The sequence below is a fragment of the Aestuariibaculum marinum genome (assembly GCF_014596975.1).
Lineage (GTDB): Bacteria > Bacteroidota > Bacteroidia > Flavobacteriales > Flavobacteriaceae > Aestuariibaculum > Aestuariibaculum marinum.
On record NZ_JACVXD010000001.1, the window covers coordinates 745,034 to 757,330 of the forward strand.

13 protein-coding genes and 1 pseudogene are annotated in these 12,297 nt (G+C 35.1%); 4 read left to right on the top strand and 10 right to left on the bottom strand.

Translation table 11 applies throughout. The features are described from left to right. Positions 1-10 precede the first annotated feature (10 nt). Together ICJ85_RS03335 and miaA are read left to right on the top strand one after the other, a co-directional pair. Entirely contained in the window at positions 11-871 is an 861-nt protein-coding gene (locus tag ICJ85_RS03335; RefSeq protein ID WP_188222344.1) for an ion transporter, read from the top strand. Continuing rightward, positions 864-1,772: a tRNA (adenosine(37)-N6)-dimethylallyltransferase MiaA gene (miaA, locus tag ICJ85_RS03340; RefSeq protein ID WP_188222345.1), complete on the top strand. Its 909-nt coding sequence runs from the start codon at positions 864-866 to the stop codon at positions 1,770-1,772. The genes ICJ85_RS03335 and miaA overlap by 8 nt, the downstream gene beginning before the upstream one ends. Before the next feature lie 7 nt (positions 1,773-1,779). On the opposite strand, the gene ICJ85_RS03345 is transcribed toward miaA, so the two are convergent. The 3 genes from ICJ85_RS03345 to ICJ85_RS03355 are packed head-to-tail and all read right to left on the bottom strand — an operon-like array spanning position 1,780 to position 4,418. Then, on the bottom strand, positions 1,780-3,291 hold the full coding sequence (locus ICJ85_RS03345) for a hypothetical protein (RefSeq protein ID WP_188222346.1): 1,512 nt from the start codon (positions 3,289-3,291) through the stop codon (positions 1,780-1,782). A gap of 10 nt (positions 3,292-3,301) precedes the next feature. Next, positions 3,302-3,883, bottom strand: a complete 582-nt coding sequence (locus tag ICJ85_RS03350; protein ID WP_188222347.1) for a hypothetical protein — start codon at positions 3,881-3,883, stop codon at positions 3,302-3,304. Then, positions 3,867-4,418, bottom strand: a complete 552-nt coding sequence (locus ICJ85_RS03355) for an RNA polymerase sigma factor (RefSeq protein WP_188222348.1) — start codon at positions 4,416-4,418, stop codon at positions 3,867-3,869. Before ICJ85_RS03355 ends, ICJ85_RS03350 begins: the two co-directional genes overlap by 17 nt. A 179-nt stretch (positions 4,419-4,597) precedes the next feature. Between ICJ85_RS03355 and ICJ85_RS03360 the strand changes: the two genes are divergently transcribed. Beyond that, on the top strand, positions 4,598-5,155 hold the full coding sequence (locus tag ICJ85_RS03360; RefSeq protein ID WP_188222349.1) for a DUF2911 domain-containing protein: 558 nt from the start codon (positions 4,598-4,600) through the stop codon (positions 5,153-5,155). A gap of 51 nt (positions 5,156-5,206) precedes the next feature. Then, positions 5,207-6,289 carry a methylmalonyl Co-A mutase-associated GTPase MeaB gene (meaB, locus tag ICJ85_RS03365; RefSeq protein ID WP_188222350.1) on the top strand — a complete coding sequence of 361 codons (1,083 nt, stop codon included), beginning with the start codon at positions 5,207-5,209 and terminating at the stop codon, positions 6,287-6,289. On the opposite strand, the gene ICJ85_RS03370 is transcribed toward meaB, so the two are convergent. The 7 genes and pseudogenes from ICJ85_RS03370 to ICJ85_RS03400 all read right to left on the bottom strand — a co-directional run bounded on the left by ICJ85_RS03370 (position 6,286) and on the right by ICJ85_RS03400 (position 12,278). Then, positions 6,286-6,861: a phosphatase PAP2 family protein gene (locus tag ICJ85_RS03370; RefSeq protein WP_188222351.1), complete on the bottom strand. Its 576-nt coding sequence runs from the start codon at positions 6,859-6,861 to the stop codon at positions 6,286-6,288. The two genes, meaB and ICJ85_RS03370, sit on opposite strands and share 4 nt — an antisense overlap. A gap of 173 nt (positions 6,862-7,034) precedes the next feature. After that, entirely contained in the window at positions 7,035-7,262 is a 228-nt protein-coding gene (locus tag ICJ85_RS03375) for a hypothetical protein (RefSeq protein ID WP_188222352.1), read from the bottom strand. Between the two features lie 9 nt (positions 7,263-7,271). Continuing rightward, complete coding sequence (locus tag ICJ85_RS03380; RefSeq protein WP_188222353.1) at positions 7,272-8,648, bottom strand: MATE family efflux transporter; 1,377 nt, start codon at positions 8,646-8,648, stop codon at positions 7,272-7,274. 293 nt (positions 8,649-8,941) lie between these two features. Further along, positions 8,942-9,418, bottom strand: a pseudogene (locus tag ICJ85_RS03385) (outer membrane beta-barrel protein); the annotation flags it as partial. Between the two features lie 17 nt (positions 9,419-9,435). After that, positions 9,436-9,591 (bottom strand): hypothetical protein, encoded by a 156-nt coding sequence (locus ICJ85_RS03390; protein ID WP_188222354.1) that lies wholly within the window; start codon positions 9,589-9,591, stop codon positions 9,436-9,438. A 132-nt stretch (positions 9,592-9,723) separates the two neighbouring features. Beyond that, the gene (locus ICJ85_RS03395) at positions 9,724-10,665 is read right to left on the bottom strand and encodes an NAD(P)H-dependent flavin oxidoreductase (RefSeq protein ID WP_188222355.1); all 942 of its coding nucleotides are present in this window, start codon (positions 10,663-10,665) and stop codon (positions 9,724-9,726) included. Continuing rightward, on the bottom strand, positions 10,665-12,278 hold the full coding sequence (locus ICJ85_RS03400) for a S8 family serine peptidase (protein ID WP_188222356.1): 1,614 nt from the start codon (positions 12,276-12,278) through the stop codon (positions 10,665-10,667). Before ICJ85_RS03400 ends, ICJ85_RS03395 begins: the two co-directional genes overlap by 1 nt. Positions 12,279-12,297: the final 19 nt, after the last annotated feature.

Consider the following 12,297-nt stretch of genomic DNA (forward strand, 5'->3'; position numbering starts at 1 on the left):
CTTTAATTCTATGGATAAACCACAAGATAAAAAATGGCGAACCAAACTTCATGAAATTATCTATGAAGCCGATACGCCTGCCGGAAAACTATTCGATGTGGTTTTGCTCATTGTTATTCTGGCGAGTATTTTATTGGTGATGCTGGAAAGTGTTAAAAGTATTGATAGTAAATACCATAGTATCCTAAATATCTCAGAATGGATTATCACTATATTATTCAGTATTGAATATATAGCCAGAATTATAACCGTTAGAAAACCATTTAAATATATTTTTAGCTTTTATGGTATCATTGATTTATTATCGACCATCCCAAAATATATTTCTCTGTTTTTTGGAGGCATTCACGCCTTGGCGGCCTTAAGAGCATTGCGTCTATTACGTATTTTTAGAATCTTAAAATTGGCGCGCTATTTAGGAGCCTCCTTACGATTACTTTCTGCATTACGTTCAAGCCGTGCTAAAATTTCTGTATTTCTATTTACAGTTGTTATTATTGCAATTATTCTTGGCACAATAATGTATTTGGTTGAAGGTGAGGAAAACGGCTTTACAAACATCCCTAAAAGTGTGTATTGGTGTATTGTAACGCTTACCACAGTTGGTTTTGGAGACATTGCACCACAAACCCCTCTTGGGCAATTTATTGCATCTCTGGTCATGATTTTGGGTTATGGCATTATTGCTGTACCTACCGGAATTGTTTCTGCCGAATACACTAGTCAAAGTAAAAAAGATAAAAAAGAGGAAGATAAAGTAAAACCCCCTTTACACTTAAACACACAAGTTTGTGAAAACTGCTCTACAGAAAACCATAGAGATGACGCCGAATTTTGTTATCATTGCGGTCATAAATTAAACGATGAGTAAATTTTTAATTTCTATAATCGGGCCGACAGCCATTGGGAAAACCGCACTAAGTATTAAACTGTCTAATCATTTTAATACGGAAATTATCTCAGCAGATTCCAGGCAGTTTTTTAAAGAAATGCAGATTGGTACCGCGGCTCCAACCTCAGAAGAATTGGCCGCTGCAAAGCATCATTTTATCCATCATAAATCCATTCAAGACAATTACAGTGTTGGTTCTTTTGAAAAAGATGCACTATCCTGTTTAGAATCCCTTTTCAAAACTCATAATGTAGTTATTATGGTTGGTGGTTCTGGGCTTTATGTAGATGCCGTAATAAAAGGCTTAGACGATTTCCCGGATGTAGACCCTTCCATTAGAGCATCACTAAACAATGATTTAGAAACTAAAGGTCTGCAAACTTTACAGGAACAATTGAAATTATTAGATCCTGTTGCTTATAATACTATTGCTATTGATAACCCACACCGTGTGATTCGAGCACTGGAAATTTGCATTGGTACCGGACAACCCTACTCTTCATTTTTAAATAAAGAAAAAAACAAAAGACCTTTTAAAACCATCACCGTTGGACTAACAGCCGACAGAGAAATTATTTACGATCGTATAAACCAACGCGTAGATATTATGATGAAAGAAGGCTTACTAAACGAAGTTAAAAATCTATTAAAGTACAAAGATTTAAACGCCTTAAATACCGTTGGCTATAAAGAAATTTTCAACTATTTAAAAGGTGAATGGGATTTAGACCTTGCTGTTTCTGAGATAAAAAAGAATAGCAGACGCTTTGCAAAGCGACAACTTACCTGGTTTAAAAAAACCGAAAATGCATTATGGTTTGATTATAAAACCGATGTAAAACAAATTATAAACTCTTGTGAAAAGGAAATGGAAGATTAAGTAGGTCTTACTTCATATCTACAGTACTGTACTTCGCATTGACAACAATATTTTTTCCGCTACTCAGGTTTCCTGTCGAGAAGCTGGATACATTGTTTGGGGTTGTTTTTTTTGGGTGACTAAATCGTGAATGATTACCAACATATTGCAAACTATACTCTACGTTGGGCAACACAATTGTAGCATCACTATTTTGAAGCATTACATTTAAATTAGAAAAGGAATCATCAATTTTAACAATCTTTAAATCTCCAATCGATCCGTTAATAATAGCACTACCTTCCAAATTATCGATAACCACATTAGATGAGTTTGAATTTATCACCAATTGCTTCGCATTATTTATACTAGCCTTCTTTACATAATTTAAATTTAAGTTACCAACATTCCAATGCGTAACCACAACAGGTGAATAAGAAGCATTAATGGAAGTCTGACTCCCATTAATGCTATTAGCTTTAAATTTGGTATATTCTAAATTCGCTTTTAAATTATCTACTGCCGAAGCAAACTCAATTTCACCATGTCTAACATTAACCTTTAATTTTGCTTTTTTAGGCAATTTAATTTTGATGATCTTTTTAACTCCTGACATGGTTTTATCGCTTACCATTTTTTCAATAACCACACGTCTCTCATCAGCCAATCGTTCACGCTCCTGCAGATGTTTTTCACGCTTGGCCATATGCTTTTCTCTTTCCTTCATACGGATTTCCATAGCTCGTTCCCGTTCCTCTTGCTGTTTAGCATAACGTTTTTCCATCTCTACAGAAATTCGTTCGGCATCAGCTTCTCGTTTACTAGCATCACGCTCCATTTGCTCTGCAAAACGCTCACCCCATTCTTCCATTTGTTTCGCATATTTTTTTCCCCATTCTTTTTCAAATTTTTCTCCCCATGCTTCCATTTTCTTTTCATAATCCTTTCCGAATGTTTTTTCAAACTGCTTGGTATATTCCTTTAAATATTTCTCACCATCCTTTTTATAAGCTTCATAATCGAAATGTACTTTACCCACACCTTCTGGCAATACTGGTAGTTCAGGCATTTCAGGTATCTCCGGTAATGGCGGAATTTCCGGAATCTCTGGTATAACCACAAATTTTGGAACTTCCGGCATATCTGCCAGCTCGAATTTTAATTCTTTAATTACGGTATGAATAGCTTCGTTGTCATCTCCTGTACTGTATTTGTATGCCCACACCTGATGCGCATTTCCTTTGGTGGAAATGGTAACCTCACTTTTTGTTGCATCTACATCTATATTCCAGGCTTTTAAAGCTTTTGCTAACTCTTCCTTACTTAATTTTTCTCCTTCAATGTAAGCTTCAATTTCTACAACATCTTTGTTCCAGGTATCAATAACAATATTACTGTAACTGGTATTTAAATTTACTGTAACGTCTTTATCGACATTAATGGATTGCGATAACTTGGTCTGCTTTTCCTGAGCAATCACATGACCTGCTATAAAAAAGCTTAATAGGAAAAGCGCCTTGTTTATAATTGATTTGTTCATTTTTTGATTTTTAGATGGATTGATTTTGATTGTCAAATTCATTTGATAAATTTAATTCCTGTAACTGTGCTCTAAGTCGATATAACAGGTTTAAACGAAATTTTAAATTATCAATTAGCGCATTAACGGTTAATTCACTCGGACCCGAATTGGTTAATTCTTCTGATAAACGCTGATATTCTTTATCAAGCTCCTCCAATTGTTTTACGTAACCATCGAAAAGTTCTTTAGTATCTGGCGTATATTTAATTTTTGCTAATTCTAAATTGATACTTGCCAAATAATAGTCCTCTACTTTTTTAAGACCTGGTGAGACATCTCCCAAAGTTTTAACTTCTGTAGTTGTTGAATTAACCATAGTTCCGGGAGTATTTTCAACTTGTATTTCATTAGAATTATAAAACTTAAGCGTCAAGAAACTGAAACCTAACAGAACAATAACACTGGCTGCTATACCAAACCAATTGTATTTAGGTTTTGATACCGGCATAGCTTGATCTAACTTTTCTAAAAAGCGAGCTTCATGATTTTCAGGCATAGACGCTTTTACAACCTCTTCTTCTCTAAATAAATCTCTAATGTCTCGTGCCATTTTGTTTAAGTGTTAATAGTTCTTGTAATTTTACTTTTCCTCTGGATAGTTGTGTTCGTGATGCTACTTCGGATATATCTAAAATTTCTGAAATTTCCTGATGATCGTATCCTTCTATAAGATAAAGCATCACCACATACTGGTATTTATCCGGTAAATTGCTAATGGCGCGTTTTACATCGCATAATGTAATAGCGTCGTCTACTAACCATTTGTCATCTTGCGGAGCATCAACTACTTTTAAATGGACGTCTTCTAATTCAACCAATTGTTGTTTCTTAGATTTTAAAAAGTCGATACTCTTATTTACGACAATACGTTTTAACCAAGCTCCAAAAGTCACTTCTGCTTTATACTGATGTAATTTTGAAAAAGCCTTTATAAAAGCTTCCTGAACCACATCTTCAGCATCACTGGCATCTTTTAAAAATCGTTTGGCAACAATATACATACCATCGCAGTACTGGTTGTACAACTGCAGTTGTGCCTTACGATTGTTTTGTTTGCATTGTTCAATGATATCGGCTTGAAACATGCTGGTTTTGACTTTTGGTTTAAGTTAGTTCATTTATAAAGACGACTAAAAAGTTAAAGTGTTGCAAAAAACATTAAATATTTTTCTTAAAATAAAACTAAAAGACAGAAATGTGCGTTTGAATTTTTATTAATTATTACTTTTTAAAGTATATTTGATTTTCAAATACAATTTATTTCATGAACATCTTTTTAAAACGCGTTTTAATTCTTTTTTCGATTATTGCCCTAGGTTTACTTCTGTACACTGTATTTGTAGAAAATATTTTCGCTAAACGTCTGAGTCCTAAAGACACAGTAGAATTTAAACTTAACGATTTAGAATTAGAAGTGTTTTATAACAGACCGTATAAAAAGGGACGTGATATATTTGGTGCCTTAGTGCCTTACAATCAGGTTTGGCGTACAGGTGCGAATGAGGCTACCACCTTTGAAACTAACGCAGAATTACATGTAGACGGATTTTCGTTACCCGCAGGAAAATATACCTTATGGACTGTTCCAAAAGACAGTGTTTGGACGGTTATTTTCAATTCGAAACAATATTCATGGGGTGTAAATTCTGAAATGAAACCTATGTGGGACCCTAATTACGATGTGATTAATATTGATGTTCCGGTAAAAAATATTGATTCTGTCGTAGAGCAATTTACAATCGCCTTCGATAATTCTACCGATAACCTGTTTTTAACTATGGCCTGGGATGATGTAAAAATTCAGGTCCCTTTAAAAGAATAATTTCTCAAAAATTAATTCCCTTTTTGTAACTTATACCTTAATTGTTCAATTTTGGTAAAACACAAAACATCGGCGTTACAAGAAAATCAAGGAGTTTCAAATTCTGAAACTACTAACGCTTCTTCTATTGCTAAAATTAAAAGCAACCGAAAAAACACTACTGATGTAGACACTTTATTATCAGGTATTTTAAACCGGGATATTACGATTTTAAGTAAAAGTATTACCCTTATTGAAAGCTCCCTCCCTGAGCACGCTCAAAAATCCAATGAACTTTTAAAAAAATGTTTACCACATGCCAACAAGTCTGTTAGAATTGGTATAACCGGTGTTCCTGGTGTTGGCAAAAGTACCTTTATTGAAGTGTTTGGTTCATTTTTAACTTCAATTGGGAAACGTGTGGCTGTATTGGCTGTAGACCCGAGTAGCAGTATTACTAAAGGTAGTATTTTAGGTGATAAAACCCGAATGGAAACGTTGGTAAAGAATAAAAATGCTTTTATACGTCCGTCGGCTGCAAGCGACACACTGGGAGGCGTTGCACGAAAAACCAGAGAAAGCATTATTCTTTGTGAAGCTGCAGGTTTCGATGTTATTTTAATTGAAACGGTAGGTGTCGGACAAAGTGAAACTACCGTTCACAGCATGGTTGATTTCTTTCTGCTTTTACAACTTACCGGAGCAGGTGACGAATTACAAGGAATGAAACGTGGTATTCTTGAAATGTCTGATGCCGTTGTCATCAATAAAGCCGACGGGGCAAACCTAAACTTGGCTAAATCTACAGCTTCAGATTTTAAAAAAACACTTCATTTATACAACGAAAAGCCATCAGGATGGATACCTAAAGTAAGCACATGCAGTGCTATTGAAAACAAAGGCATAGAAGACGTTTGGTCAATTATTCAGGAATATCTTCAAGTAACTTCCAAGAATGATTTCTTCTCTATAAAAAGAAACGAGCAGAATACATTTTGGCTTACGGAAACTATAAAAAACTCATTAACTAGTTCGTTCTTTAATAATAAAACCGTAAAAAACGAATTAGAACAACAGTTAAAACTGATTGAGAAAAATAAAACCACGCCGTTTGCCGCTGCTGAATATATCTTGAATATTAAGACTAAAAATTAGTTTTCAGTCTTACCAAAACGCTTCAGTAAATAAAGAGACAACTTATAGAACATAAATCCTGAAATAGCACCAAAGGCCAATCCGCAAATAATATCTAACGGATAATGTACCCCTACATAAATTCTACTGTAGGCTACAATGGCGCTCCAAAACAACAGAATAAAAATTAAGTTTTTGTAATAGGGTCTAAGCATTAAGCCTGCAAAAACAGCTGCTGCCATAGAATTTGATGAATGCCCGGAGAAGAAACCATACTTACCACAACGTACAGCAATAAAGCGCATTTGATCCATAACACCATCGGCACGACAAGGTCTAGGCCGTTCAAATGTACGTTTAAATAAATTGGTCACCTGATCGGTAAAGGTGATCATCAAGGCAATTACCACGACGAAGATTAATAAGGAACGTAAGCCAAACTTTTTATATAATAAATACAATAGAATAGCATACAACGGTACAAAGGTTAATTTAGCTGTAATGGCTAACCAAAGTGCATCCCAAGCAGGTGTCCCTAAATTATTTAAAAATAAAAATAACTCGGTGTCTAACTGTATAAGTTTATCGATCATTAATGTGTATTTGGGTTGTTACTAATACTTCGCATTCGTTTGGGATTCGTAATCTTTACTCAACAATCAAGATCTTAAAACTCCGAAACTTAGTTTTAAACCAATCCTTTATTCCTAGCATTAAGCATCGTTACTTGAAAAAGTAAAGGATACGACTGCTACCCTTAACGCGATTATTCTTCGTATTTAGCAATTTCGTTGTCGTAAAAATCGGTAGCTAATTTAATAGCGTTTTCTGTTTCAGTTTCTAATTCTTTTTGATCTTCGGCATCAAACTCTTCGAACCACTCAACTTCATCATTCTCCAGATTTATAATAAATCTAGGAAATTCGGTATGAATTACAAAAATAGCATTCGGGTATTCTGTATTATCGCCAAGTATAAATTTAGGTAGAGACATGGTATATTTTTAGTTATTAGACAAAATTAAGGTTTTCGTTAAATAATTGAACCGAATATATAATAAAATAGCGGCTGTAGTTAATCCAGCCAATAAACCTAGCCAGATTCCAAAACTACCATAAACATCTTCCTTACCCAAAAACCAGCTTATTGGAAATCCAATCAGCCAATACGATATAAATGTTATAATCGTCGGTATTTTAACATCTTGTAAGCCTCGTAGTGCTCCCAAGAAAATCACCTGTACACTATCGCTAATTTGAAAAATCGCAGCTGCTATTAATAGTTTTGACGCGATAGAGACTACTTCGGTATTATCGACCAGATTTTTTACATCATCAAAATCAACATACAATTTAGGTAAATGGTTATGTAATGCGAAAAACATAAGTCCGAAACAAAACGCCAGAATACTCCCTAATAAAAAGATAGAAAACGCAATACGACGTAAATCGATGTAATGTTTTAATCCCTTTTGGTTTCCTACTCTAATCATCGCTGCGACACTAAGACCGGTAGCTACCATAAAGGTCATAGACGATAAATTTAAAGCTACCTGATTTGCTGCCTGCGGATTCTTTCCTAAAAGACCACTTAGCCAGATTGCTGCTGTAAATATGGCGACTTCAAAAAACATTTGCATAGCACTTGGTGCACCAAGATTCAATATTTTCTTCAATTCCAGTTTATCTAAAACAAATAACTTGATTTGAGTCACATATCCGTTAGATTTATTATTCCGTTTTAATAAAAGGTAAATGTAAGCGACCATAACAAATCTGGAAATTAAGGTTCCATAAGCTGCACCAACAATGCCTAATTCTGGAAAACCGAATTTACCAAAGATTAAGAGATAGTTTAAAACGACATTAACCACATTTGCTATTATCGTGGCATACATGGGATAGCGGGTCATAGATAAGCCATCACTAAATTGCTTAAACCCTTGGAATACAATTAAAGGAATTAACGAAAAGGCTACTAAATCTAAATACGGAATAGCCAGTTCTACCACTTCAACCGGTTGTTTCATGAGATACATAAGCGGTTTTGCTAAAAGTAACAGCAAAAACAATATAATCCCTATAACCGTACATAAAAACAAACCATGTTTAAATGATGACTTTCCATCAACAAAATTTTTGGCAGCATCGGCTTCTGCAATTAATGGTGTGATAGCTGTAGAAAAACCAATACCTAAGGACATGGCGATAAACATAAAACTATTTCCAAGGGATACAGCTGCCAGTTCTGCTGTTCCTAACTGACCAACCATAATGTTATCTATAAAACTTACAAACGTATGCCCAAGCATACCTAACATTACGGGAGCCGCCAGTTTCCAGTTGTATTTAAACTCCTTGGTATAGTCTACTAATTTCATACGGCAAAAATAATCTTTACAATCAGCATAGACTAACTTTTAAAAATGATTTTTAGGAAGGATATTTATTAACATTTGTTAATAACTTACATGTCTTTTATTTCATGTAAACCTCTGTTATTTCGTAAATTAGCATCTCCTTAACAGGAACCTCTCACTTAAGAATTTACAGCATATTGAAACATTTAGCTTTTATTTTTATTGGGATTTAAAAAATTTAATACTTCACGTTTCAATATATTAAAGGGAAACTCGCGTTTCCCTTTTTTATTTTATTCAAATTGAATCCAGCTTTAGAAAAAATAAGAAAGCCCGAATTGGATATTTGATGAACTTAATGAAAAACTAAATGATTCACTTTTGTATTCATCTAAATTAGCTGAAGTATAATTGTATGTGTCCTTTGATTTTAAATAACCAAAAGCCCCTATGTTTGCTTTTAATGCAAACTTTGGACCTAAAAAATGGGTAAAACCTGGATGTAATCCAACAAATAAACTATTTCCTTTATCCTTATCCACCTCATCATTTTCAATTCTTTGACGACTATGATTATTGGCATAACTTACACCAAACTGTAAATCGAACAATAAATTTTTATTTAAAGAAAAATACCTCCTAACAAATGGAGAAACAGAATATCTATTTGATGAGTAATCAGATGAACTATTTTGACCTTTAGAATGAGTATAACCGTAGCCTAGACCAAACCCTACTTCCCAATTATCACTTACAAAATATCCAAATTTCGGATTTAGGGTGAATCCATTCCCTTTTCTTTCCGAATTTAAAAAATTTGAGGGATTCTCTGATTTGTGTTGGCATAGGACACACTACCGCCAACATTCCACAAGCCTTTTTTAATGACAAATGGTTCCTCTTTCTCTTGTGAAAAGGTTAATCCATAAACCAGCAGACTTGCAATAAACAGTAATTTTTTCATTGTTATGTTTTTAATGTTAAGCCTATTTGGAATCAAATATGAGTCCAACAGCTTATTTTTAACAACAACAAATTGTTACGTGTTTATTTACAAATTGTAAATTAAAGAAGTAAATTTAATACAAGCTTCAAATTAATAAATAGAAATCAATTTTTTAGCGTCTTCAAATTCTGAAACGATATCGTTTACAATAGTAGCCACAGGTTTTATATCATGAATGAGTCCGGAAATCTGTCCGATTTCTAGTTCGCCTTCTACTAAATCGCCTTCAAACATACCGCGTTTAGCTCTGGCACGGCCTAACAACGTTTTTAAATCTTCAACTGTTGGTGATTGCTTATATAACTCCTGTACGTCGTTATAAAATTTGTTTTTTATCAAACGTACTGGTGCTAGTTCTTTTAGGGTTAGTTGCGTATCCCCTTCTTTAGCATTGACCACCAGTTGCTTGAATGCCTGATGCGCAGAACTTTCTTCACTGGCTACAAAACGACTTCCTATTTGCACACCATCGGCACCTAAAATCATGGTCGCTAACATGGCTTTTCCTGTTGCAATACCTCCTGCTGCAATTAGCGGAATGGTTATTTGTTCTTTAACCATAGGTATTAATGTTAAGGTTGTCGTTTCATCTCTTCCGTTATGGCCTCCAGCCTCAAAACCTTCGGCAACAATAGCATCTACTCCGGTTTCCTGAGCTTTTAAAGCAAATTTCACACTACTAACTACATGAACAACAGTAATGCCACGCTCCTGTAACCAAGATGTCCATGTTTTCGGATTTCCAGCCGAAGTAAAAACGATTTTTACACCTTCGTCCACAATTATGTTCATAATGTCTTCTATGTTGGGATATAACATTGGAACATTTACACCAAATGGCTTATCGGTAGCTTGCCTGCATTTTTGAATGTGCTCACGCAATACCTCAGGGTACATCGACCCTGCTCCTATTAAACCCAAAATTCCTGCATTACTAGCTGCGGATGCCAACCGCCAGCCACTGTTCCACACCATTCCTGCCTGAACTATTGGATATTTAATCTGGAATAATTCGGTAATTTTATTCGACATTATTGTTTGATGATTTTAAGCGTAATATTTCGTTCTGTTTCCGTTATCTTCATAATATAAACCCCTTTTGATATTGAAGACATGTCAATTTGATTTCTATCTGAAGACACTGAGGTTTCCAACACTAATTTCCCTAACACATTATAAACAGAAACCGCACACACCTGATTGTTTAAGGGTAATTGTACAAACAACTTATTATATACCGGGTTCGGAAAAACCTTTATTTGGTTAACATCGTCCTCATGTGTGGATAACACTTTATTTAAGGTTTCATACAAATCTGGAATACCGTAACCATATTGATAATCAGGAGTGTTGTATTGAAATGCCGACTCACGAACCAATTGCATAATCTCAGCATTCGTTTTATCAGGTAAGGCCTGCCATAAACAGGTTAAACCTCCGGCCAATATTGGTGAACTAAAAGATGTACCACTAGCACTCGCCAAAGCATTATTTTCCGTAATGACGGCGCTTCCTTGCCCCTGTGCTACAACATCGGGTTTTTGGGTAGGTTGCACAGGGCTTCCAACGGAACTAAAATCAGCTATCGTTCCAGAACCATCAACAGCTCCTACTGTAAAAACACCTGGTGCATCAGCTGGTGCATTTACTCCTGAAGAACCTTCATTCCCTGCCGAATTTACCAACAACATTCCTTTTTCATAAGCTATAGTTGCGCCTTTTGTGATGTAAATGGTTTGTCCATCGTATTCAGCTGCCGAATAATTATAATTTAGATTATCGTAAAAGGCGCCGTAACCTAAGGACGTATTAATAACATCAACTCCTAAACTATCCGCGCGTTCGGCGGCTTCAACCCAGTAGCTTTCTTCTACAGGGTTTTCGTTCGGCCCGTCTTCAGTAATGAATAAATAATAGGAAGCATCAGGAGCTGTACCTACAAACTGGTTTTCTACATAACCTGCCATTGTACTTAGTACTAAAGTACCATGATTACTTGATGTATTAGTATAAACATCTACATCTCTTTCAACAAAATCGTAAGTATCTAAAATGCCATTAGCATCTCTTAACCGCTGGAATCCACCAATAGTGCTCACTCCAGGAAACCCGGCATCCATAACCGCCACGGTCATACCTGATCCTGTATAATCTGCCAAATGTAAATTATTGGCTTTAATCATTTCTACTTGATTGGATGAATTTCCGTAAACAAAAGCTGTAGACACAGACTCTAACTTATTTGTTGTTTTTTGTTTAGCTAATTTTGAAGTATTCAAACTTTTATCGGCAAAATCTATGGATTCTACAAAAGGATATGCTATTGGGTCAATTAAATTTTGGATATCGGTTTGACTACCACGAACGTGAACCGCATTAAACCACTTCGATTTTGCCAAAACGGTAATTCCGGTAGCACTTTTAAGCTGACTGATGTAAGCTTCGTTAACAGGAACATCGCGCTCATCTATAGCTACACCATGCCTGTTCTTTCTATCAATTGCTTTTTGGGTAAGTATAGAAATTGGATTATCTAGACTAGCTTGTACATTGACTTTATCGGTAAGATACACCCACGCATCCTGCTGAGCAAATAATGTAGACGAATAGCCCAAAAACAGGAGAAATAGTAGGTAGTTTTTCATTGTAGCAGTAATTTAGTTA

Bases quoted from the DNA above. Each gene is read 5' to 3' on its own strand.
- ICJ85_RS03335 (WP_188222344.1), top strand. From the start codon at position 11: ATGGATAAACCACAAGATAAAAAATGGCGAACCAAACTTCATGAAATT.
- miaA (WP_188222345.1), top strand. From the start codon at position 864: ATGAGTAAATTTTTAATTTCTATAATCGGGCCGACAGCCATTGGGAAA.
- ICJ85_RS03345 (WP_188222346.1), bottom strand. From the start codon at position 3,291: ATGAACAAATCAATTATAAACAAGGCGCTTTTCCTATTAAGCTTTTTT.
- ICJ85_RS03350 (WP_188222347.1), bottom strand. From the start codon at position 3,883: ATGGCACGAGACATTAGAGATTTATTTAGAGAAGAAGAGGTTGTAAAA.
- ICJ85_RS03355 (WP_188222348.1), bottom strand. From the start codon at position 4,418: ATGTTTCAAGCCGATATCATTGAACAATGCAAACAAAACAATCGTAAG.
- ICJ85_RS03360 (WP_188222349.1), top strand. From the start codon at position 4,598: ATGAACATCTTTTTAAAACGCGTTTTAATTCTTTTTTCGATTATTGCC.
- ICJ85_RS03370 (WP_188222351.1), bottom strand. From the start codon at position 6,861: ATGATCGATAAACTTATACAGTTAGACACCGAGTTATTTTTATTTTTA.
- ICJ85_RS03375 (WP_188222352.1), bottom strand. From the start codon at position 7,262: ATGTCTCTACCTAAATTTATACTTGGCGATAATACAGAATACCCGAAT.
- ICJ85_RS03380 (WP_188222353.1), bottom strand. From the start codon at position 8,648: ATGAAATTAGTAGACTATACCAAGGAGTTTAAATACAACTGGAAACTG.
- ICJ85_RS03390 (WP_188222354.1), bottom strand. From the start codon at position 9,591: ATGAAAAAATTACTGTTTATTGCAAGTCTGCTGGTTTATGGATTAACC.
- ICJ85_RS03395 (WP_188222355.1), bottom strand. From the start codon at position 10,665: ATGTCGAATAAAATTACCGAATTATTCCAGATTAAATATCCAATAGTT.
- ICJ85_RS03400 (WP_188222356.1), bottom strand. From the start codon at position 12,278: ATGAAAAACTACCTACTATTTCTCCTGTTTTTGGGCTATTCGTCTACA.